General features: G+C 68.0%; 17 protein-coding genes. 3 read left to right on the top strand and 14 right to left on the bottom strand.

What is annotated here, in order from left to right; translation table 11 throughout:
• Positions 1-141 precede the first annotated feature (141 nt).
• From OG965_RS24380 to OG965_RS24360, 5 genes are read right to left on the bottom strand one after another with little or no spacing between them, the layout of a single operon-like run.
• Positions 142-729, bottom strand: coding sequence for a type VII secretion system-associated protein (locus OG965_RS24380; protein WP_371654198.1), 588 nt, complete (start codon positions 727-729; stop codon positions 142-144).
• Positions 711-956: a hypothetical protein gene (locus OG965_RS24375; RefSeq protein ID WP_371654197.1), complete on the bottom strand. Its 246-nt coding sequence runs from the start codon at positions 954-956 to the stop codon at positions 711-713. Before OG965_RS24375 ends, OG965_RS24380 begins: the two co-directional genes overlap by 19 nt.
• Complete coding sequence (locus OG965_RS24370; protein ID WP_371654196.1) at positions 953-2,704, bottom strand: putative T7SS-secreted protein; 1,752 nt, start codon at positions 2,702-2,704, stop codon at positions 953-955. The genes OG965_RS24375 and OG965_RS24370 overlap by 4 nt, the downstream gene beginning before the upstream one ends.
• Positions 2,704-3,372, bottom strand: coding sequence for a hypothetical protein (locus OG965_RS24365; protein ID WP_371654195.1), 669 nt, complete (start codon positions 3,370-3,372; stop codon positions 2,704-2,706). The genes OG965_RS24370 and OG965_RS24365 overlap by 1 nt, the downstream gene beginning before the upstream one ends.
• Complete coding sequence (locus OG965_RS24360) at positions 3,369-3,761, bottom strand: SseB family protein (protein WP_371654194.1); 393 nt, start codon at positions 3,759-3,761, stop codon at positions 3,369-3,371. The genes OG965_RS24365 and OG965_RS24360 overlap by 4 nt, the downstream gene beginning before the upstream one ends.
• Before the next feature lie 469 nt (positions 3,762-4,230).
• On the opposite strand from OG965_RS24360, the gene OG965_RS24355 reads away from it, so the two are divergent.
• The 3 genes from OG965_RS24355 to OG965_RS24345 all read left to right on the top strand — a co-directional run bounded on the left by OG965_RS24355 (position 4,231) and on the right by OG965_RS24345 (position 8,088).
• Complete coding sequence (locus OG965_RS24355) at positions 4,231-5,079, top strand: helix-turn-helix domain-containing protein (protein WP_371657040.1); 849 nt, start codon at positions 4,231-4,233, stop codon at positions 5,077-5,079.
• A gap of 49 nt (positions 5,080-5,128) precedes the next feature.
• The gene (locus OG965_RS24350; RefSeq protein WP_371654193.1) at positions 5,129-5,719 is read left to right on the top strand and encodes a Uma2 family endonuclease; all 591 of its coding nucleotides are present in this window, start codon (positions 5,129-5,131) and stop codon (positions 5,717-5,719) included.
• 221 nt (positions 5,720-5,940) lie between these two features.
• A complete protein-coding gene (locus OG965_RS24345) occupies positions 5,941-8,088 on the top strand; it encodes a PIG-L family deacetylase (protein ID WP_371654192.1) in 2,148 nt (715 codons plus the stop codon).
• Between the two features lie 119 nt (positions 8,089-8,207).
• Here the strand turns inward: OG965_RS24345 and tuf are convergent, their stop codons facing one another.
• The 9 genes from tuf to rpoB all read right to left on the bottom strand — a co-directional run bounded on the left by tuf (position 8,208) and on the right by rpoB (position 22,245).
• Positions 8,208-9,401 (bottom strand): elongation factor Tu, encoded by a 1,194-nt coding sequence (gene tuf / locus OG965_RS24340; RefSeq protein WP_371654191.1) that lies wholly within the window; start codon positions 9,399-9,401, stop codon positions 8,208-8,210.
• Between the two features lie 162 nt (positions 9,402-9,563).
• A complete protein-coding gene (gene fusA, locus OG965_RS24335; protein ID WP_371654190.1) occupies positions 9,564-11,690 on the bottom strand; it encodes an elongation factor G in 2,127 nt (708 codons plus the stop codon).
• Between the two features lie 37 nt (positions 11,691-11,727).
• Positions 11,728-12,198 carry a 30S ribosomal protein S7 gene (gene rpsG / locus OG965_RS24330; protein WP_189821113.1) on the bottom strand — a complete coding sequence of 157 codons (471 nt, stop codon included), beginning with the start codon at positions 12,196-12,198 and terminating at the stop codon, positions 11,728-11,730.
• Positions 12,199-12,200: 2 nt separating this feature from the next.
• Positions 12,201-12,572, bottom strand: a complete 372-nt coding sequence (rpsL, locus tag OG965_RS24325) for a 30S ribosomal protein S12 (RefSeq protein WP_007265893.1) — start codon at positions 12,570-12,572, stop codon at positions 12,201-12,203.
• Positions 12,573-12,842: 270 nt separating this feature from the next.
• Positions 12,843-13,520 (bottom strand): hypothetical protein, encoded by a 678-nt coding sequence (locus OG965_RS24320; RefSeq protein WP_371654189.1) that lies wholly within the window; start codon positions 13,518-13,520, stop codon positions 12,843-12,845.
• Positions 13,521-13,740: 220 nt separating this feature from the next.
• Entirely contained in the window at positions 13,741-14,166 is a 426-nt protein-coding gene (locus tag OG965_RS24315) for a helix-turn-helix domain-containing protein (protein ID WP_371654188.1), read from the bottom strand.
• A 187-nt stretch (positions 14,167-14,353) separates the two neighbouring features.
• A complete protein-coding gene (locus tag OG965_RS24310; RefSeq protein WP_371654187.1) occupies positions 14,354-14,668 on the bottom strand; it encodes a hypothetical protein in 315 nt (104 codons plus the stop codon).
• A 94-nt stretch (positions 14,669-14,762) separates the two neighbouring features.
• The gene (locus OG965_RS24305) at positions 14,763-18,662 is read right to left on the bottom strand and encodes a DNA-directed RNA polymerase subunit beta' (RefSeq protein WP_371654186.1); all 3,900 of its coding nucleotides are present in this window, start codon (positions 18,660-18,662) and stop codon (positions 14,763-14,765) included.
• 97 nt (positions 18,663-18,759) lie between these two features.
• Positions 18,760-22,245: a DNA-directed RNA polymerase subunit beta gene (gene rpoB / locus OG965_RS24300; protein WP_371654185.1), complete on the bottom strand. Its 3,486-nt coding sequence runs from the start codon at positions 22,243-22,245 to the stop codon at positions 18,760-18,762.
• Between the last annotated feature and the right edge of the window lie 381 nt (positions 22,246-22,626).

The following is a 22,626-nucleotide window of genomic DNA, read 5'->3' as shown; positions in this document are numbered from 1 at the left end:
ACTCAACCGAGCAACCCCGACAGTCTGCCATACGGGGCGGTGGCCTGGCCAATCGAGCCGAGGATCGTACCCCACGTCACAGGAGGCTACGCACTGGCGGGGGGACGGGGTGCGCCCGAGTGGTGGCGGGGACCGCCCCAGCTACCCCGCCGCAGCGCGCACGTCCTCCGACGGGATCCGCACCGAGACCCGGCTCCCCGGGTTGAGCTTCAGCGCCACGTCCGCGGGGAGCGCGTCGAGCAGGGCGCGGCACGGCACGGCACGGAGGCCCGGCGCGGTAGCGGGCGCGTGCCGCGCGTCCGTGAGGACAGGAACGAAGCGGCCCTCGTCGTCGGCGTACAGAGTGATCCCCGGCTCGGCCCCGGGACCATCGGACATCAGGTACACCGTGGCCCCGGCGAGCAGGCGCACCACGTCACCGTCCGACCCGTGTCCCGTAGCCGCCAGCTGCATCGCCGCCTCGACGGCGTCGGTGGGCACGGGCAGGCCGAGGCTCGCCGGGGACGGCCGGTAGTTCGGATTGTGCTGGAACGGCCCCGGCCGCCCGTCCGCGTCCACCGGCCAGGCCCCGAGGATCGCGTATGGGGGCACCTGGCCCGCCGGGTCGTACGCGGGGTCGATCGAGTAGAGCCAGGTCCCGGGGGCTCGCCGGGCCTGCGCCAGTAGCGCGTCGGTGAGCAGGGGCTCCGACGGCGGTCCGCCACCGGGCGTCACAGTGACGCCTGCCATGCCGTGTGCACGGTCCGCTGCTCCTCGACCGACACCACGGGCGCGCCCCCGGCGTCGTCGAAGAGCTCGACCATGTCATCGGGCCTGGCCCCGTTCACCCACAGCCGCCGCCCGGCGGCCGCGAGCTGCGGCCGCACCTCCGCCGGCGCCGCGAAGAGATCCTCCTCAGCGGCCTGCAAGCCCCCCGCGACGGCGTCGTCACGGTGCTCCATCAGCATCTCGGTCACAAGGTCCATCCTGGTGGTAGCACGTCTTTCGGAAGCGGCGGGGGTACCGCCGGAGCGGGTGGTTCGTAATGGGGATTCGGTAGGTATTCCCCCCAGCTTCGATCAGGCGTTAGTTTCCAGACCCCCTTGATGTGATCGGCGCGGACGCCCCCTGGAAAAGCGACCTCCCGCTCTGCGGAGAACGTGTTGTCGGGGATCGTTTTGTTCACATCGATTCCGCCCGGGGCATCGATTTCGTACCTGTACAGCGCCCCGCCCAATTCGGGATCGCGGCTCGTGCCGACGTAGGCCGAGCCCACGTTGTCGCGGACGTAGCCCTCCAGATCGGTGTTCGAGGGATTCCGCGGCATGAACCCCTCGTCGAAGATGCTCTCGGGAGGGCGGGTGTCGAAGCGCCACACGGGTTCCCGCGTGGCGCGCCATACGACGTGATCCGGGAGCTTCGCGACGTCCACCGTCCGGTCCGCGGCGGCCGCCAATGGATCGTGGGGTTCCGCGGGAGGTCCGGAGACCTCCTCTGCGGCAGACCACTCCGGCGCCTCCCGAGCCTCTGCTCGGACTTCCGCGCGGACTTCTGCGCGCACGGCAGCAGAGCCCAGCGCGACCCCCTCTTCCAGCCCCTCCTTCGCGCCGGCCTTCAAGGTGGCCCGTGCCCCGGCGGCAGCGAGGGCCTCGGGTTGGACGAAGTTGGGGGCCATCCGACCGGTGAAGTCGGCGGGATCCTGCTGGAATTCCTGCCGCATGTCGGAAGCCGCCCGGTCCGGATGGACAGCCGTGGAGGCCAGACCGGCCAGCGTCATGGTGGAGTGACGGTAGTAGTCGGCCGGATGCGTGACGTTGTACGGATCCAGCGGATTGACACCCCGTACGAAATTGATCAGGTCCGCAGTGCCCTTGGCGAGACCGCCCCCCAGGTGGGCAACCTCGACACTCGTGCCGAGATTCTGGTCCACCACATCGGCCACGGCCCGCTGCATCGGTGGGGGCTTCTGCGGAGCATGCGCCATCGCCGCCATCACCGCGGTCTTCGCGAGATCCGCCGCCTCGTCGCGCTGGCGCCTGGCTTCTTCGAGGATCTCGTGTGCCCGGTCGCGCTGGGCCTTACCCGGGTCATTGAAGGGGGCTGGCGGCGAACCCAGCTTCGCTCCGGCCTTCACCAGAGCTTTGTAGGCACCGATCTTCTCGTTGAACTCGTCGCGCGCCGTCTCGGAGGAGTGCTTGCCCTGCTTGTAGAGCTCGATGGCTTCCTGGGCCTTGCCCTGCGCCCACGAGACGGTGGAAGCGTACGACTCCAGTGCCTGGGCAGCACCGGCGCAAGCCTCGGCCGCGTACAGCCACTTGACCGGATGCATCGAGAATTCGGTACGGAATGCGTCGGCCGATTCCCCGCGCCAATGCCAGGAATCCAGGCCTTTCATGCCCTGGCCGACTCGCTCGAACGCCGCCTCGAAGGCGTTCAGATGCTTGGCCTTCTCACGGATCGTCGACGCTCTGCCATGGATCAGCTCGTTCGGCTGCTCGGTTTGGCCGAGCTGCTGTTCGTCCACCGCCGCGCCCATTGCGGAGGCGATCCTGTCGCCGGCGTCCTCGATGGCGTCCGCGACCCCGTCGGCCCCCACAGATTCCAGCATGTCGCCGGTCTGGTGCGCGGCCCAGTCGGCGCCTTCGCCGAGCTTCTTCTTGCCCCAGCCGACCCCGTGCTCGATCTTGCCGAGCCCCGAATCGAGGAGGTGCCCGATGCCCGACATCAGCGGCGCTCCCGCTCCCAGTGTGCTCGGTCGAGCACCGCCTGGTCCGGGTCCATGGCCTCCCGGCTCACTTCGTCGACCTGCGCACGCGTCTGCTCGTCGATGACCCCGTAATCGGCGAGATGGTCCATGAGCCCGGCCTGCACGTCGTAGGCAGAGTTGTGGACGGTCCGCTTGACGTCTTCGTGCGCCTGCTTGAACGAGTCGGCGCTGTAGTCCGCGTTGTCGGTCGGGCTCTGCGTCAGGACATCGCCCCAGCCCTTCTTGGCGATCTCCTCCTCGCTCAGGTTGGGGTCACCGTTCACCGAGTTGACCAGCGTCTTCAGGCTGCCGCTGAGGTACTGGTCCTGCTCGTGAAGCATGCCCGCCGAAAGCCCCACGTCTGCCGCGAAGCGATTGCCCTCCTGGACCAGAGCGCGGACGCCCCACTCCCAGCGCTCGCAGAAAGTCTTGAACTCACTCGTCAGCCCCTCGTGCCCCATGTCGAGGCCGGACACCTCAAGCGCCGTGAACCCCCGGCCCACGGACCCCTGCCCGACCATGCCGATGTCCTTCAACTCACCCAGGCAGTCGTTGATCCCCGCCGTGATCGACGCGAGTGCCTGCCTCGGTGCGGAGAGGTCGGGATCGCCCCCGGGATTCGGATTCGGGATGCCCCTGTCGCTCACACCGCTCCCCCGTAACGCATCGCCCGTCCCTGTCCGTCCAGTACCGCCACGCGCTCCGGCACGATCCCCGCGACCGGCGGGAAGAGCGTGCCGTCCTCACTCCCCGCGTCCAGGGCCACCCCGGTGGCCACGCCCAGCGCGGGCACCACCACGTCCAGCAGCCGCGCGCCGGGCATCCGGCGGTACGTCCACTCAACCTCGGCCTCGCGCCGCGCGTGCCCGAACCGAGCCAGCGCCGCCTCGTCCGAGAACGCGCAGATCCACCGGACCCCGCCCCAGTACGCCGACCACGGCGCGTGTCCGTCTACCAGCGGAACCAACACCGCCGCGCCCCGGAACTCGGCAAGTCGTGCGCTGAATTCGCGGTGGCCAACTCCTACGGCGGGCATCGCGCCGGACCGAGGTCCAGGTGAGGCAGCCACCAGATCCACCAGTCGCTGGCGCCGCTCTGGGCAGCCGGACATTCCCATGCGGCATACATTCACATGGAGATATTTCGTTGTGCAACGCGCGCACCGAGCAGGATGACCGAAAGGTGTCAAAGGGGAGCGGTCTCGGCCACCCCGGCAACCGCGACCCGGCGGGCCGCAACCCGGTGCCGCGCGACATCAAAAGCTTTCAATCCCGGAGGGAAATCACCCTTCCCAACCCCTCCAGCCTCCCATCACCCACACGGGTGATCTGTGCCAACTGGGCTGGATTTCGGGCCGGTTGAGCGGCATATGCTCACCACGACCGAGCAACAACTCCAGACATGCGTCGGCCCCCGGCCGGGACTAGCGATCCCGATCGAGGGCCTAACCACCAAGGAAGTAGCACCTTCCCGTGGCTACCACCAAGGAAGACAAACCCTTCCCGATGGCTCTTCAGCACCTTAGCGCGCCCTCGCGCGCCACGTCCCCCGTTCCCGGCGGCACCCCTCGTTCAGGTGTCATCCACGTCAACACCCGGCACACCAGCCGCTACACCGTCGTCGGCAACCACCTCGCCCAGCACCGCGGGCTCTCCCTCGTCGCGATCGGCCTCGCCGTCCACATCCAGTCGCTGCCCGCAGGCGCCCGCATCAGCATCAAGACGCTGGCGGACCGCTTCCCGGAGGGCGAGACGCGCATCGCGGCGGCTCTGCGGGAGTTAGAGGCGTACGGGTACCTGGAGCGGACCCGCGAACGGCTGCCCAGCGGGCGGGTCGTGACGCGGACGGTGTCGTACAACCAGCCGGGAGCCCGAGCGGAAGCCGCCACGCCTCCCGCCCCGGAGGTCTCGAAGGCTCCGGCCCGCGCCACCACACCGGCAGACGTACGCCCGACCCCAGCCCCACCGGCCAGCCTGCCCGGCACCCATGCGCCTCAACTCCCGCACCCAGCAGCCGACTTGCTGGCAGACCTCCGCCGCCACGACCCCCGCCTCCTGCTCTCCGAGCGGGACGTCCACCGCCTCGCGCCCGACGTCGCGGCCTGGCTGGAACGCGGGGCCGCGCCCGACGCCGTACGCCGCACCCTCACGGCGAACCTCCCGGAGCCCCTGCGCCACCCGACCGCCCTGCTCGCGCACCGCCTGACCACACTGCTGCCGCCACCCCTCCCCGCACCCCGGGCAATCGCACGTCCGGACCCCCTCCAGACGTGCGAGGACTGCGACCGGGCCTTCCGCGACACCGGCCCCGGCCGCTGCCGCGACTGCCGAACCGCCGCCTTGGAGGCCGCCTAGCATGAACGTGACGACCCTTGCCTCCGGGCACAGACGAGGAGCGCACGCCATGAGCATCGCCGCTGACGACGCACAGCAGGACGCCTCTCCCCTGTACCGGGCCATGCGGGAATTCCTTCAGTCGATGGACGACACCATTCCCGGCAAGTTCGAAATCACCAAGGAAGGGATCGTCCACGACATGATGTCCCCGAGTCGACCTCATGAGCTGACCGCTCTGCACCTGCGGAAACGGCTTGAGAAGGTCATGCCGGAGGAACTGGTGGCCCACACAGGGGCGCCCGATGTGGAGGACGAGCCAGAGAGCATCCTGCGGCTCCCCGACATCATCATGATCGCCCTTGCCGATATGGAAGGCCAGGACTCCTTCGACCCCCGCACCCTCATCGCCGCCATCGAAGTCGTCTCCCGCTCCAACCCGGACAACGACTGGGTGGGCAAGGTCAAGGACTACCCCCTGCTCGGGATCCCGGTCTACGCGATCTTCGACCCGCGCACCGGCACGGGCGCCGTCCTCACCGACATCCACCCCACCCCCGACGGGCCCCGCTACGCCACCCGCAAGGACTTCGTGTACGGCGAGGACGTGACGATCGCCGACTGGACGATCCCGACGGACGGCCTGCCCCGCTACGCGTAGCGACGGGCCGTCCTCACCGCCTGGGCCCCACCAAGCCCCCGCCCGGCAAATAGAAAGCATCCACAAAGAAAACTCCAATCAAACCAATTCCGACCACCCCGTAAATCACCCGCCAATCGAATTCCCCCGAGCAACCAGCACCCCCCTCTCCTCGTCTAGTCCGGCGACCAAGAAAAGCGATCCGAAACAGTGGAATCAGCGGACGGGGACGGGGAACGTACGTGTTCGGAGCAAGCAGGTATCGGCGTCCCAGCAGACGCGCCGTGCTCGGCGCCTCGGCCGCCGTCGGGCTTGCCGCAGCCGTCGGGTCGTGCTCCGTCCCCAGCAGCCAGCGGCACCGCAGCGACAACCCCACCGCCGCCCCGGGCCAGCCCGTGTCCGCCGGGCGGCGGGCCGTGCTGTTGCAGATCGTGGCGCACCCCGATGACGACCTGTACTTCATGAACCCCGACACCCAGCACGCCCTGGACGGCGGCGCCAAGATCGTCAGCGTGTATCTCACCGGTGGGGAGGCCAACGGGGACAACCGGGTCGTCAGCGATCCCTCCGATCGGATCTACAACAAGGCCGCCTACTCCTCCGCCCGGCACCAGGGGCTCCGGCAGGCCTACGCCTCGCTCCTCGGGCTGCCGGTGTTCACCCCCTGGCAGAAGTCCGTCCTCGACCTGCGCGGCGGGCACCGCGCCGAGGTCAACACGCTCGTCCACAACGGGCGCCACGCCGAGCTGGTGTTCCTCAACACCGCCATGCACACCCTGCGCGGCGGGCGCATGGGGCTGCCCAGCCTCTGGGAGGACCGGGCGCTGTCGCTGCCCGTCGTGATCGCCGAGGGGTCGCCCCTGCGTGCGGCCGCCCCGTACACGTACGACGAACTCGTCGAGGTCGTCGCCGGGCTGCTCGACACGTACGCGCCGACCCTCGTCCAGACCCTCGACCCCGACCCCGATCTCCAGCACAGCACCGAGAAGGCCCGCCAGCACGACAGCGAGCAGCCGGGGTACGCCGACCACGCCGACCACACCGCCGCCGCCTCCTTCGCCTGGGCGGGGATGGTTCGGTATGTCGCCCAGGCCACCCGCGACAAGAGGGGCGTGCCCGGGTTCGCCGTCACCTCCTATCGCGCCTACTACAACCGGCACTGGCCCAAGAACCTCCCTCCCGCCGTCCTCGCCGAGAAGGCCTCCCACCTCAAGCCCTACGGCGGCGCCCCCGACTGGCGGTGCGGCAACCCCGGCGGCTGCGGGGACTACAACGTCGGCGGGAAGCGGCCGCTGACCAACTGGAAGGGGTGGGTGCGCTCCACCCACTACCGCTTCCCCGGGCCCCGGCCGGTCGTCGGCAACGAGCCCGACGGGCGGCTCGCCGCGTACGGGGTGCTGGGGCTGCGCGCCGTGCGGTGGCGGGAGACCGCGCCCGGCAGCGGGCGGTTCGGGGCGGCGGACGACCTCGGCGGCGGGCCGCTCGCGCCGGTGCTCGGCGGGGCCGCGCTCAGGGACGGGCGGCAGCTGCTCTTCGGGGTGCGGTTCGCCGCGATAGCCGGGCGCGCCGGCGCCAACACGAGGGAGGTCGTCCTCCTGGAGCAGGGCTCCCCCGGCGGGCCCTTCCGGGCCTGGCGGGGGCTCGGGAACCCGGAGGCCGGTGACGACCGGGGGCGCAGGATCGGCTCGCCCGTCGCCGTCACCGCCCCCGACGGCCGCGTCCATCTGTTCGTACGCAATGCCGACAAGGGGGTCAGTACGCGCGTGCGGGAGGCGGACGGCTCCTGGGGGGCCTGGCGCGCGCTCGGTGGGGAAACCGTGCAGGACGGGCTCGGCGCGACCGTGGACGCCCAGGGCCGCGTGCACGTCTTCGCGCCGGGGTACGACTTCGTCCACCACTGGACGCAGGACGCGCCCGGCGAGCCCCTCGCGTACGTCGCGCGCGGGCCCCGGCTGCCGCTCGCCGTCGACGCCCCCACCGCCGTGGGCCTGCCGGAGGGTGGCGTGCAACTGCTCTACCGGACGCTCACCGATCCGCGGAAGACCAAGGGCAAGGGGCTCGCTCCGGCCGACCCGCGGCTCGTCTCCGTACGCGCCGATGGGACCGGCCGCACTCCCCCGCCCCACGACTTCGCCGGGTACGGGCCCGTCGGCGCGCTCCTGTCGCCCAAGGACGGGCTCGTCGTGCTCGGCAAGGACGTCAAGGGGCGGGTGCAGGCCCTCGTCGGGGGCGAGCGGCACACCCGTACGCAGGGCGTGGTCCCCGTCGACGCCCCGACCCTGCACCTCACCGCGCGCGGGCCGGTCGCCGTCGGGCTCGGTGTGGACGGGGCGCCCTGGGTGTGGGCGCTGGGGTCGGCCGGAGCTCCGCCGGTGCGGGCCGCGGGCTGAGACGCGTACAGAGAAGGCGCGTACAGCAAAGACGCGTACAGCAAGAGGGCCCCGCACCTTTCGGTGCGGGGCCCTCTCTTGGTGCTCAGTTGCGAGCTACCAGGTCAGACAACAAGTGATTACTTGTTGATCTTGACGACCTGGCCGGCGCCCACGGTCCGGCCACCCTCACGGATGGCGAACTTCAGGCCCTCTTCCATCGCGACAGGCTGGATGAGGTTGACGGTCATGGAGGTGTTGTCACCCGGCATGACCATCTCGGTGCCCTCGGGGAGGGTCACAACGCCCGTCACGTCAGTCGTACGGAAGTAGAACTGGGGACGGTAGTTGTTGAAGAACGGCGTGTGACGGCCACCCTCGTCCTTGGACAGGATGTACGCCTGGGCCTCGAACTCGGTGTGCGGCGTGACCGAACCGGGCTTGATGATGACCTGGCCGCGCTCGACGTCCTCGCGCTTGATGCCACGGAGGAGCAGACCGACGTTCTCACCGGCCTGGCCCTCGTCGAGCAGCTTGCGGAACATCTCGATGCCGGTGACCGTGGTGGTGGTCTTCTCGGTCTTGATGCCGATGATGTCGACGGTCTCGTTGACCTTGAGGACACCACGCTCGATACGACCGGTGACGACGGTGCCACGACCGGTGATCGTGAAGACGTCCTCGATCGGCATCAGGAACGGCTTGTCGACGTCACGCTCAGGCTGCGGGATGGACTCGTCGACGGCCTTCATCAGGTCGAGGACGGTCTGGCCCCACTTGGCGTCGCCCTCAAGGGCCTTGAGCGCCGAGACCTGGACGACCGGAAGGTCGTCGCCCGGGAACTCGTACTCGGAGAGGAGCTCACGGACCTCAAGCTCGACGAGCTCCAGGATCTCCTCGTCGTCCACCATGTCGGCCTTGTTCAGGGCGACGACGATGTACGGAACGCCGACCTGGCGGGCCAGGAGCACGTGCTCCTTGGTCTGCGGCATCGGGCCGTCGGTGGCCGCGACCACGAGGATGGCGCCGTCCATCTGCGCCGCACCCGTGATCATGTTCTTGATGTAGTCGGCGTGACCCGGGCAGTCGACGTGCGCGTAGTGACGCGACTCCGTCTGGTACTCGACGTGCGCGATCGAGATCGTGATACCGCGCTGGCGCTCCTCAGGAGCCTTGTCGATCTGGTCGAAGGCCGAGGCCTCGTTCAGGTCCGGGTACGCGTCGTGCAGCACCTTGGTAATGGCGGCCGTGAGGGTCGTCTTACCGTGGTCGATGTGACCGATGGTGCCGATGTTGACGTGCGGCTTAGTCCGCTCGAACTTTGCCTTCGCCACTGAGTCCTCCTGCGGAGTGGTTCTGTACGCCTTGCTTCATCGGCGCCAGGTGATCTTTGCTGGGATGCCGGGCCCGGGGGCATCCGACGCAATACTCCCGTATTGCGCCGAATGCCCCGCCGGACTCCGGTGACAAGCCTAAAGCGATTGAACTCGGAAGAGTTACTCGCCCTTGGCCTTCGCGATGATCTCCTCGGCGACGTTCCGCGGAACCTCGGCGTAGGAGTCGAACTGCATCGAGTAGCTTGCGCGACCCGAGGTCTTGCTGCGGAGGTCTCCGACGTAGCCGAACATCTCCGAGAGGGGCACGAGGCCCTTCACGACGCGAGCGCCGCTGCGCTCCTCCATGGCCTGGATCTGGCCACGGCGGGAGTTGATGTCACCGATGACGTCGCCCATGTAGTCCTCGGGCGTGGTGACCTCGACGGACATCATCGGCTCAAGGAGCACCGGGGAAGCCTTGCGCGCGGCCTCCTTGAAGGCCTGCGAGCCGGCGATCTTGAACGCGAGCTCGGAGGAGTCGACCTCGTGGTAGCCACCGTCGAGAAGGATGACGCGGACGCCAGTCATCTCGTAGCCGGCCAGGATGCCGAACTGCATGGCCTCCTGCGCACCCGCGTCCACCGACGGGATGTACTCCCGGGGGATGCGGCCACCGGTGACCTTGTTCACGAACTCGTACGACGCCTCGCCGCCCTCGATGGGCTCGATCGCGATCTGCACCTTGGCGAACTGACCGGTACCACCGGTCTGCTTCTTGTGGGTGTAGTCGTGACGCTCGACGGCCTTGCGGATCGTCTCGCGGTACGCGACCTGCGGCTTGCCGACGTTCGCCTCGACCTTGAACTCGCGACGCATACGGTCGACGAGGACGTCGAGGTGAAGCTCGCCCATACCACCGATGATGGTCTGGCCGGTCTCCTCGTCCGAGTGCACCTGGAAGGAGGGGTCCTCCTCCGCGAGACGCTGGATGGCTACACCCAGCTTCTCCTGGTCACCCTTGGACTTGGGCTCGATGGCGACCTGAATGACCGGCGCCGGGAAGTCCATGGACTCCAGGATGACCGGGTTCTTCTCGTCGCACAGCGTCTCACCGGTGGTGGTCTGCTTCAGGCCCATGACGGCGACGATGTCGCCGGCGCCCACCGCGTCGATCTCCTCACGCTTGTTCGCGTGCATGCGGTAGATCTTGCCGATGCGCTCCTTCTTGCCCTTGACGGAGTTCAGCACCGAGGTGCCGGCCTCCAGGCGACCGGAGTAGATCCGGATGAAGGTGAGCTTGCCGAGGTGCGGGTCGCTCGCGATCTTGAACGCGAGGGCCGACAGCGGCTCGTCCTCGGACGGCTTGCGCTTGACGACAACCTCGGCGTCCTTGACGTCGTGGCCCTCGATGGCCTCGACGTCCAGGGGCGAAGGCAGGTAGCGCACGACCGCGTCGAGCAGGGGCTGAACGCCCTTGTTCTTGAACGCGGTGCCGCAGAAGACGGGGGTCACCGTGGTGTCCCCGCCCTTGCCGGACGCGATGGTGATACGACGGACCGCGGCGTACAGCTGCTCCTCGGTGGGCTCGACGCCCTCCAGGAACAGCTCCATGATCTGGTCGTCGTTCTCCGCGACGGTCTCGACCAGCTTGCCGCGCCACTCTTCAGCAGCCTCGACGTGCGTGGCCGGGATGTCGACGACGTCGTACATCTCGCCCTTGGTGGCCTCGGCGGACCAGACAAGCGCCTTCATACGAACGAGGTCGACAACGCCCTCGAAGTTCATCTCGGCGCCGATCGGCAGCTGCATCACGATCGGGGTCGCGCCGAGGCGGTCCACGATCATGTCCACGCAGCGGTGGAACTCAGCGCCGGTGCGGTCGAGCTTGTTCACGAAGCAGATGCGCGGCACGCCGTAACGGTCGGCCTGACGCCAGACCGTCTCGGACTGCGGCTCCACACCGGCGACACCGTCGAACACGGTGACGGCACCGTCGAGGACGCGGAGCGAACGCTCCACCTCGACCGTGAAGTCCACGTGACCCGGGGTGTCGATGATGTTGATGGTGTGGTCGACGTCCTCAAGCGGCCAGTGGCAGGTCGTCGCGGCGGACGTGATCGTGATGCCGCGCTCCTGCTCCTGCTCCATCCAGTCCATCGTGGCAGCGCCGTCGTGGACTTCACCGATCTTGTACGAAACACCGGTGTAGAACAGGATCCGCTCGGTGGTGGTCGTCTTGCCCGCGTCGATGTGGGCCATGATCCCAATGTTGCGGACCTTGGCCAGGTCAAGCGAAGTGGTGGCCATAAGGCTCAGTCTTCTCTCGGTCTCGATGTGGGTACGACTACCAGCGGTAGTGCGCGAAGGCCTTGTTGGACTCGGCCATCTTGTGCGTGTCCTCACGCTTCTTGACGGCAGCGCCGAGGCCGTTGGAGGCGTCGAGCAGCTCGTTCATGAGGCGTTCGGTCATGGTCTTCTCGCGGCGGGCGCGGGAGTAACCCACGATCCAGCGCAGCGAGAGGGTGGCGGCGCGGCCGGGCTTGACCTCGATCGGCACCTGGTAGGTCGCGCCACCGACACGGCGGGACTTGACCTCAAGCGACGGCTTGACGTTCTCCAGCGCGCGCTTCAGCGTGATGACCGGGTCAGCGCCGGTCTTCTCGCGGAGGCCTTCCATGGCGCCGTAGACGATGCGCTCGGCGGTGGAGCGCTTGCCGTCCAGCAGGATCTTGTTGATCAGCGAGGTGACAAGAGGAGACTGGTAGACCGGGTCAATGATGACCGGGCGCTTCGGGGCGGGGCCCTTACGAGGCATTCTTACTTCTCCTTCTTGGCGCCGTAGCGGCTGCGGGCCTGCTTGCGGTTCTTGACAGCCTGCGTGTCAAGCGCACCGCGGATGATCTTGTAGCGAACACCCGGCAGGTCCTTCACACGGCCACCACGCACGAGCACGATCGAGTGCTCCTGCAGGTTGTGTCCCTCACCCGGAATGTAGGCCGTGACCTCGATGCCGGAGGTCAGACGCACACGCGCGACCTTCCGCAGCGCCGAGTTCGGCTTCTTCGGGGTGGTCGTGAACACACGCGTGCAGACGCCACGACGCTGGGGCGAAGCCTCAAGCGCGGGCGTCTTCGTCTTCTCGACCTTGTCCTGCCGGCCCTTCCGGACCAGCTGCTGGATCGTAGGCACTACTTCTCCGGTTTCTGTGTGCCGATCGTAAAACTAACCTGGAACGTCACCGACCCACGCGGTCGGGTGTGTCGAATACTGCGAGGTCTCGCCGTGGGCACGGAGAGGGCGCAGATTGCGGTGGCCGTATCTGGCTCGCCCTGCGGACGTAGGCACGCAGGGGAGCCCAGGCACACCCCAGGCACAAGGTCTGAGCGTACCTACCTCATCGACTTGGGTCAAAACAAATACCCACACGCGGGACACCGTGCGGACCCGGTGAGACGCGTCTCACGCGGGCCCCTCCTCCGGAGACTCCGCGGCTCCCCGGCCCCGCTCCCGCCGGGGCGCGGCCAGCCGGGGGATCGTCGGCGCCCTGGAACGAGGGCTCTTGGGCACGAGCCCCGGCGTGCCGGGCGGGGCGTCGGGATCGGCCGCGGCCCCGGGCGCGGCGCCGTCGGCACGGCGCCGCGGCGGGGAGGCGGGCGGCTCGGGGTCTTCCGGGGAGTCGGGTATCTCGCCCGGGTCCGGCGGTGTACGGGACTCCCTGTGCAGCGGGATGACCTCGCCCTGGCCGGGCCGGCGGCCCACCCTCCGTAAGCTCCGCGCCCGGGCGGCCGAGGCGGTCTCGTCCAGGGCGCGCTGGTACTGGGCGGCCGCGTCGCGCCAGCCCGCCGCGTACGCCCGCAGCTCGCGCCGCTCCAGCTCGTCGCGGAGCAGGACGATGAGCTCCTCGGCGGAGTGGCGTTCGAGATGGGCCCCTAAGGAAGCCAGCAGCCCGGACAGGCTGTCCGGGGGCGGCGGCAGGCCCCCGGAGGCCCCAGCGCCCGGCGAGGCGCCTTCCGGGCGGTCGTACGGGGAGGCGGGGCGCGGGTCGCGGCGGTCGTCGGGCGGACGGGACCCGGGATCGCGGCCCGCACGACCGGCTCGGTCGCCGCTGGGCCGGGAGAACCCGTCGCTCTCAGCCATGCACGGCTCTCTCTCGCGTCCCCTCGCCGCCAATCCCGCCCATGGGACGTGGGACAGGCCGTGACAGCTTACTGGGCGGGGCCCAAAAGGGGCGCGGGGCTGTGACATTGTGCGGCCCTGCCGCGATGGGGGTCCCCCTGTTCGGGCGAAGCCGAGAACTTGGGGGACCCATCAGCCGCGCACGGGCCGCGGGCGAAAACCACGCCTCTCCGCGAAGCGGTCAGCGGGACTCCACCGACCCCCTGGACGCCGCGTCCGGCAAGAACTGCCCCGCCACCTTGATGAACATCGCCCGCTGCTCCGGCGGCACGCCGAGCCCCACGGCCGCCTCTTCCAGGGTCAGCGTCCAGGACGGCGCGCCACCCGCGCGGAGCGACGGCAGCGGCAGATCGTCCTCGGTGAGCCGCCCGGAGCGGATCAGCATCTCCCGTACCGGCACCTGGAGCACATGCGCCAGGCGCCGGGTGGTCTCCAGGTCGGGCATGCTCTGGCGCTGCAGCAGACGGGTGACGGCGGCCCGGTGCACCCCGGCCTCGTCGGCGAGGCGCGACCTGCCGCCGCCGCGCGGGCTGTCGATGTCGAAGCCGCGCCGACGGATCAGATCTTCGATCCAGGTCGCGAACCGGTCCAGCTCGCTGGTGGTCATGATGATCGCCTCCTCCGCGGCAAGGACCAGACTATCGCGCTTGCGCGCAAGGAATTAATGGCCCACCCGGCCCCCACTGTAAGGATTTTGTGCCGGGATTACGGGCCTTGTCGCTCTCCTCCGTATTTGCGTGCACGCTCGCACGCCACCAGCGTGCGCCCCCGCAACTTCCCCGGGCACGTGCCCCTCACCCCGGAGTGACCTCGCCCTCTCCCCCGCGCACCGGCATCCGTACCACCCGGGCCCCGCCCTCCGCGCCGCCCCCGGACATGAACGCCATGGCCTCCCGCCACCCGCTGGAGAACCCCCGCGCCTCCCCGTCGACGGCGATCCGCGCCCCCACCTTGGCCACGACCGCCCCGAGCGCCCGGCCGACATCGGCGGTGTACGTACCGGACTCCCCCGCCTCGGCCGCCACCTCCACCGCGGCCACCACCACGTCCACCAGCCGCTCCTGAGCACCCACCACCATCGGCCGCACCGCCTCTCCCGCTGCTCGCATTTCGCATATGCGTTCGACAAGGGCGACCCACGATACGCCGAAGGGCGCCCACCCCGTGTGAAACGGAGTGGGCGCCCTTCAGTGGACGTACGCCTTACTGGTTGTACGGACCGTAGTCGTAGTCCTCCAGCGGAACGGCCTGGCCGGAGCCGGTGCCGAACGGCGAGTAGTCGATGTCGTCGTAGCCGACGGCCGAGTACATCGCGGCCTTGGCCTCCTCGGTCGGCTCGACCCGGATGTTGCGGTAGCGGGACAGACCCGTACCGGCCGGGATGAGCTTACCGATGATGACGTTCTCCTTGAGGCCGATGAGGCTGTCGGACTTGGCGTTGATCGCCGCATCCGTCAGGACTCGGGTCGTCTCCTGGAAGGAGGCGGCCGACAGCCAGGATTCCGTCGCCAGCGAGGCCTTGGTGATACCCATCAGCTGCGGACGGCCGGAGGCGGGGTGACCGCCCTCGGTGACCACACGACGGTTCTCGGTCTCGAACTTGCCACGCTCGACCAGCTCGCCCGGCAGCAGCTCCGCGTCGCCGGACTCGATGATCGTCACGCGGCGCAGCATCTGCCGGATGATGATCTCGATGTGCTTGTCGTGGATCGACACGCCCTGCGAGTTGTAGACCTTCTGGACTTCGCCGACCAGGTGGACCTGGACCGCGCGCTGACCGAGGATCCGGAGCACGTCGTGCGGGTTGGTGGCACCCACGGTGAGCTTCTGGCCCACCCCGACGTGGTCGCCCTCGCCCACCAGCAGACGGGCACGCTTCGAGATCGGGAACGCCGTCTCGTCGCTGCCGTCGTCGGGGGTGATGACGATCTTCTTGGTCTTCTCGGTCTCCTCGATACGGACGCGACCGTCCGCCTCGGAGATCGGGGCGACACCCTTGGGCGTACGAGCCTCGAAGAGCTCGACGACACGGGGCAGACCCTGGGTGATGTCGTCACCGGCCACACCACCGGTGTGGAAGGTACGCATCGTCAGCTGGGTACCGGGCTCACCGATGGACTGGGCGGCGATGATGCCGACCGCCTCACCGATGTCGACCAGCTTGCCGGTGGCCAGCGAGCGGCCGTAGCAGAAGGCACAGGTGCCGACGGCCGACTCACAGGTCAGGACCGAGCGGGTCTTGACCTCCTCGACGCCCGCGTTGACCAGCGCGTCGATGAGCACGTCACCGAGGTCCACGTTGGCCGGCGCGATGACCTTGCCGTCGACGACGACGTCCTCGGCGAGCATGCGGGCGTAGACCGAGGTCTCGACGTCCTCCGTCTTGCGGAGCACACCGTCCTCGCCCCGGACCGCGATCTTCAGCTTCAGGCCGCGGTCGGTGCCGCAGTCCTCCTCGCGGATGATCACGTCCTGCGAGACGTCCACCAGACGACGGGTCAGGTAACCCGAGTCGGCGGTACGCAGGGCGGTGTCCGCCAGACCCTTACGGGCACCGTGCGTGGAGATGAAGTACTCCAGAACGGTGAGGCCCTCACGGAAGGACGCCTTGATCGGACGCGGGATGGTCTCGTTCTTCGCGTTCGACACCAGACCACGCATACCCGCGATCTGACGCATCTGCATCATGTTTCCTCGGGCACCCGAGTCAACCATCATGAAGATGGGGTTCGTCTTCGGGAAGTTCGCGTTCATCGCCTCGGCAACCTCGTTGGTCGCCTTGGTCCAGATCGCGATGAGCTCCTGCGTGCGCTCGTCCTTGGTGATCAGACCGCGCTCGTACTGCTTCTGCACCTTCTCGTCCTGGGCCTCGTAGCCCTGGACGATGGCCTTCTTGGCCTCCGGGACGACGATGTCCGAAACGGCGACGGTGACGCCGGAACGGGTCGCCCAGAAGAAGCCGGCCGCCTTCAGGTTGTCGAGCGTCGCCGCCACGATGACCTTGGGGTAGCGCTCGGCCAGGTCGTTGACGATCTCGGAGAGCTGCTTCTTGCCCACCGAGTAGTCGACGAACGGGTAGTCCTCGGGCAGCAGCTCGTTGAAGAGCGCGCGGCCCAGGGAGGTGCGCAGACGGAACGAGTCGCCCTGCTGCCAGGTCGTCTCGCCGTCCTCGTCCACCGGCGGGGTCCAGCCACGCGGCGGGACGGTGCCGATCGGGAAGCGGATGTCGACCTTCGCCTGGAGCGAGAGCTCCCGGGCGTCGAACGCCATGATCGCTTCAGCCGTGGAGTTGAACGCGCGGCCTTCACCCTTGACCTCGCGCTCCTCCTCGTCCGTGGTGAGGAAGAAGAGGCCGAGCACCATGTCCTGGGTCGGCATGGTGACGGGACGACCGTCGGCCGGCTTCAGGATGTTGTTCGAGGACAGCATCAGGATGCGGGCCTCGGCCTGCGCCTCCGCGGAGAGCGGCAGGTGCACGGCCATCTGGTCACCGTCGAAGTCCGCGTTGAACGCGGTGCAGACGAGCGGGTGGATCTGGATGGCCTTGCCCTCGACCAGCTGGGGCTCGAAGGCCTGGATGCCGAGGCGGTGCAGCGTGGGCGCACGGTTCAGCAGAACCGGGTGCTCGGCGATGACCTCTTCGAGGACGTCGTACACGACCGTGCGGCCGCGCTCGACCATCCGCTTGGCGCTCTTGATGTTCTGCGCGTGGTTCAGGTCGACCAGGCGCTTCATCACGAACGGCTTGAAGAGCTCCAGCGCCATGGCCTTGGGCAGACCGCACTGGTGCAGCTTCAGCTGCGGACCGACGACGATGACGGAACGCGCGGAGTAGTCCACACGCTTGCCGAGCAGGTTCTGACGGAATCGACCCTGCTTGCCCTTCAGCATGTCGCTGAGGGACTTCAGCGGACGGTTGCCGGGGCCCGTGACCGGGCGACCACGACGGCCGTTGTCGAAGAGGGCGTCGACCGCCTCCTGGAGCATCCGCTTCTCGTTGTTCACGATGATCTCGGGGGCACCGAGGTCGAGCAGACGCTTCAGACGGTTGTTGCGGTTGATCACACGGCGGTACAGGTCGTTCAGGTCGGAGGTCGCGAAGCGGCCACCGTCCAGCTGCACCATCGGGCGAAGGTCCGGCGGGATGACCGGGACGCAGTCCAGCACCATGCCCTTGGGGCTGTTGCTGGTCTGCAGGAACGCGGAGACGACCTTGAGGCGCTTGAGCGCACGGGTCTTCTTCTGGCCCTTGCCGGTACGGATGATCTCGCGGAGGCGCTCGGCCTCCTCGTCGAGGTCGAAGGTCTCCAGGCGCTTCTGCAGGGCAGCGGCACCCATCGAGCCGTCGAAGTACGTGCCGAAGCGGTCACGCAGCTCGCGGTAGAGCAGCTCGTCGCCCTCAAGGTCCTGGACCTTGAGGTTCTTGAAGCGCGACCAGACCTCGTCCAGACGGTCGATCTCGCGCTGCGCACGGTCGCGCAGCTGCTTCATCTCGCGCTCGGCACCCTCGCGCACCTTGCGGCGCACATCGGCCTTGGCACCCTCGGCCTCAAGCTCGGCGAGGTCCGTCTCAAGCTTCTTGGCGCGGGCTTCGAGGTCGGAGTCGCGGCGGTTCTCGATCTGCTGACGCTCGACGGAGACGTGGGCCTCCAGCGACGGCAGGTCGCGAGTACGGCGCTCCTCGTCCACGAACGTGATCATGTACGCGGCGAAGTAGATGACCTTCTCAAGGTCCTTCGGCGCGAGGTCGAGCAGGTAGCCAAGGCGCGAGGGAACGCCCTTGAAGTACCAGATGTGGGTGACGGGAGCGGCAAGCTCGATGTGGCCCATCCGCTCACGGCGCACCTTGGCACGCGTGACCTCGACGCCACAGCGCTCACAGATGATGCCCTTGAAGCGAACGCGCTTGTACTTGCCGCAGTAGCACTCCCAGTCCCGGGTCGGACCGAAGATCTTCTCGCAGAAGAGTCCGTCCTTTTCGGGCTTGAGGGTGCGGTAGTTGATGGTCTCCGGCTTCTTGACCTCACCGTGGGACCACTGACGAATATCGTCAGCAGTGGCGAGGCCGATCCGCAGCTCGTCGAAGAAGTTGACGTCGAGCACTTGTCGTCAATCCCTCTTTCGGGGTCGATTCTTCAAGATGGTCTGAGGGGGGTCCGGGGACGGTGGGGGCTCTACGGGAGAGCCCCCACCAGACCCGTCAGACCTCTTCGACGCTGCTCGGCTCGCGCCGGGACAGGTCGATACCGAGCTCCTCCGCAGCGCGGAAGACGTCCTCGTCCGTGTCGCGCATCTCGATGGACATGCCGTCCGAGGACAGCACCTCCACGTTGAGGCAGAGCGACTGCATTTCCTTGATGAGCACCTTGAAGGACTCGGGAATGCCGGGCTCGGGGATGTTCTCGCCCTTGACGATGGCCTCGTAGACCTTCACACGGCCGGTGACGTCGTCGGACTTGATGGTCAGCAGCTCCTGGAGGGCGTAGGCGGCGCCGTATGCCTCCAGCGCCCACACCTCCATCTCACCGAAGCGCTGGCCACCGAACTGGGCCTTACCACCCAGCGGCTGCTGGGTGATCATCGAGTACGGACCGGTCGAGCGGGCGTGCAGCTTGTCGTCGACCAGGTGGTGCAGCTTCAGGATGTACATGTACCCGATCGAGATCGGGTCCGGGAACGGCTCGCCGGAGCGGCCGTCGAACAGGTTGGCCTTACCTGACGGCTGGACCAGGCGGTCCCCGTCGCGGTTCGGGATCGTGGCCTCGAAGAGACCGGCGATCTCGTCCTCGCGGGCGCCGTCGAAGACCGGCGTCGCGACGTTGGTGCCGGGGGCGACCTGGTCGGCGCCGATGGCCTGCAGGCGCTGGGCCCAGTCGTCGGCCAGACCGGAGACGTCCCAGCCGCGGCTGGCGAGCCAGCCGAGGTGGATCTCCAGGACCTGTCCCGGGTTCATTCGGGACGGGACACCCAGCGGGTTGAGGATGATGTCGACCGGGGTGCCGTCCTCCAGGAACGGCATGTCCTCGATCGGCAGGATCTTGGAGATGACACCCTTGTTGCCGTGACGGCCGGCGAGCTTGTCACCGTCCGTGATCTTGCGCTTCTGCGCCACGTAGACACGAACCAGCTGGTTCACGCCCGGCGGCAGCTCGTCGCCCTCTTCACGGTCGAAGACGCGGACGCCGATGATCTTGCCGGTCTCGCCGTGCGGCACCTTCAGCGAGGTGTCACGGACCTCACGGGCCTTCTCACCGAAGATCGCGCGGAGCAGGCGCTCCTCCGGCGTCAGCTCGGTCTCGCCCTTGGGCGTGACCTTGCCGACGAGGATGTCGCCGGCGACGACCTCGGCACCGATACGGATGATGCCGCGCTCGTCGAGGTCGGCGAGGACCTCCTCGGAGACGTTCGGGATGTCCCGGGTGATCTCCTCGGGGCCGAGCTTGGTGTCACGGGCGTCGACCTCGTGCTCCTCGATGTGGATCGAGGAGAGGACGTCGTCCTGCACGAGGCGCTGCGACAGGATGATCGCGTCCTCGTAGTTGTGACCCTCCCACGGCATGAACGCCACGAGCAGGTTCTTGCCCAGCGCCATCTCGCCGTTCTCGGTCGCCGGACCGTCGGCGAGGACCTGGCCCGCGATGATCCGCGCGCCCTCGTCCACGACAACCTTCTGGTTGACCGAGGTGCCCTGGTTCGAGCGGGAGAACTTGTGCAGGCGGTACGTGGTGTACGTGCCGTCGTCGTTGGCGATGGTGATGTAGTCCGCGGAGACCTCCTGGACCACACCGTCCTTCTCGGCCTTGAGCACGTCGCCCGCGTCGGTGGCGCAGCGGTACTCCATGCCGGTGCCGACGAGCGGCGCCTCGGACTTGATGAGCGGCACGGCCTGGCGCATCATGTTCGCGCCCATGAGGGCACGGTTGGCGTCGTCGTGCTCAAGGAAGGGGATCATCGCGGTCGCGACCGACACCATCTGGCGCGGCGAGACGTCGATGTAGTCCACCTCGGCCGGCGGCACGTAGTCGACCTCGCCGCCACGGCGGCGGACCAGGACGCGGGCCTCGGTGAGCTGGAGCTCGTCGTTGAGCGCGGCGTTGGCCTGCGCGATGACGAAGCGGTCTTCCTCGTCGGCCGTGATGTAGTCGACCTCGTCGGTGACCTGGCCGTCGACGACCTTGCGGTACGGCGTCTCGATGAAGCCGAACGCGTTGACGCGGCCGTACGAGGCGAGCGAACCGATCAGACCGATGTTCGGGCCTTCAGGGGTCTCGATCGGGCACATGCGGCCGTAGTGCGACGGGTGCACGTCACGGACCTCGAAGCCGGCCCGCTCACGGGAGAGACCACCCGGGCCAAGCGCCGACAGACGGCGCTTGTGGGTGAGACCCGACAGCGGGTTGTTCTGGTCCATGAACTGCGACAGCTGGCTGGTGCCGAAGAACTCCTTGATGGAGGCGACGACCGGCCGGATGTTGATCAGGGTCTGCGGCGTGATCGCCTCGACGTCCTGGGTCGTCATCCGCTCGCGGACGACACGCTCCATACGCGCCAGACCCGTACGGACCTGGTTCTGGATGAGCTCGCCGACGTTGCGCAGACGACGGTTGCCGAAGTGGTCGATGTCGTCGGTCTCGACGACGATGTTCCGACCCGACTCACCGGTCGTCTCGGTCTCGCCCGCGTGCAGCTTGACCAGGTACTTGATGGTCGCGATGACGTCGTCCGTGGTGAGGACGCCGGCGTCCAGCGGCTCATCCGCGCCGAGCTTCTTGTTCACCTTGTAGCGGCCGACCTTCGCGAGGTCGTAGCGCTTCGGGTTGAAGTAGAGGTTCTCGAGCAGCGTCTGAGCGGCCTCGCGCGTCGGCGGCTCGCCCGGGCGCAGCTTGCGGTAGATGTCGAGCAGCGCGTCGTCCTGGCCCTGGGTGTGGTCCTTCTCCAGGGTGGCGCGCATCGACTCGTACTCGCCGAACTCCTCAAGGATCTGCTCGGTGGTCCAGCCGAGAGCCTTCAGGAGGACGGTGACGGACTGCTTGCGCTTGCGGTCGATGCGGACACCGACCATGTCGCGCTTGTCGATCTCCATCTCAAGCCAGGCACCCCGGGACGGGATGATCTTGGCCGTGTAGATGTCCTTGTCGGACGTCTTGTCGATGTTGGAGTCGAAGTAGACACCCGGCGAGCGGACAAGCTGCGACACGACGACACGCTCGGTGCCGTTGATGACGAAGGTGCCCTTGTTGGTCATGAGCGGGAAGTCGCCCATGAAGACCGTCTGGGACTTGATCTCGCCGGTCTCGTTGTTGGTGAACTCGGCGGTGACGAAGAGCGGGGCCGCGAACGTGAAGTCGCGCTCCTTGCACTCGTCGATCGAGTTCTTCGGGGGCTCGAAGCGGTGGTCGCGGAAGGTCAGCGACATCGACCCGCTGAAGTCCTCGATCGGAGAGATCTCCTCGAAGATCTCCTCCAGACCGGACTTGGTGGGGACGTCCTGTCCGTTCTCCAGGGCCGACTCGACACGAGCCTTCCAAGCGGCGTTGCCGAGCAGCCAGTCAAAGCTCTCGGTTTGCAGCGCAAGGAGGTTCGGAACCTCGAGGGGCTCCTTGATCTTTGCAAAGGAGATGCGCAGCGGGGCGGTGCTGGCGCCGTTGTTCGTATTGGCGGTCGAGGCGTTGCGCGAGGCGGCCAAGAGGGGGTCCTTCCGAGGGCTCGGACTCACTACGCGCGTACCGGTCCCACGAGGGCACAGAGAGAGACATTTCCTGATTGAGGCTGAAAGGCCAGGTCAGGGCAGTTCAATCAACGATGCTCAAGCGAGGGCATGCCCCTGGTGACGGGCAGGGGGCAGCTAACAGGCAGCGCAAAGGGTCAGTGTAGCCACTCGGCCCACTGATGTCCAGGGCGGATTTTTCGCGACCCTCATTGTTCTTCTCAGTACCTCGGCAAGCCACGCGCCGTGACGACGCACATCGTTACTGCCCTCTTCGCCGTCGATCCATGCCTCGGATCTGGATCCTTGTGACGACGCGTCCTGAGAATTGCGCGCTGCGTGCGGTTCGTCAAGACCCCT

It is taken from the genome of Streptomyces sp. NBC_00224, from assembly GCF_041435195.1.
Lineage (GTDB): Bacteria > Actinomycetota > Actinomycetes > Streptomycetales > Streptomycetaceae > Streptomyces.
Note: the sequence above shows the minus strand (reverse complement) of the source record. Positions and strands in the feature narration are given on the sequence as shown.

Coding starts and splice junctions, on each gene's coding strand:
- OG965_RS24380 (WP_371654198.1), bottom strand. CDS start 729: ATGGCAGGCGTCACTGTGACGCCCGGTGGCGGACCGCCGTCGGAGCCC.
- OG965_RS24370 (WP_371654196.1), bottom strand. CDS start 2,704: ATGTCGGGCATCGGGCACCTCCTCGATTCGGGGCTCGGCAAGATCGAG.
- OG965_RS24360 (WP_371654194.1), bottom strand. CDS start 3,761: ATGCCCGCCGTAGGAGTTGGCCACCGCGAATTCAGCGCACGACTTGCC.
- OG965_RS24355 (WP_371657040.1), top strand. CDS start 4,231: ATGGCTCTTCAGCACCTTAGCGCGCCCTCGCGCGCCACGTCCCCCGTT.
- OG965_RS24350 (WP_371654193.1), top strand. CDS start 5,129: ATGAGCATCGCCGCTGACGACGCACAGCAGGACGCCTCTCCCCTGTAC.
- fusA (WP_371654190.1), bottom strand. CDS start 11,690: ATGGCCACCACTTCGCTTGACCTGGCCAAGGTCCGCAACATTGGGATC.
- rpsG (WP_189821113.1), bottom strand. CDS start 12,198: ATGCCTCGTAAGGGCCCCGCCCCGAAGCGCCCGGTCATCATTGACCCG.
- OG965_RS24320 (WP_371654189.1), bottom strand. CDS start 13,520: ATGGCTGAGAGCGACGGGTTCTCCCGGCCCAGCGGCGACCGAGCCGGT.
- OG965_RS24315 (WP_371654188.1), bottom strand. CDS start 14,166: ATGACCACCAGCGAGCTGGACCGGTTCGCGACCTGGATCGAAGATCTG.
- OG965_RS24310 (WP_371654187.1), bottom strand. CDS start 14,668: ATGCGAGCAGCGGGAGAGGCGGTGCGGCCGATGGTGGTGGGTGCTCAG.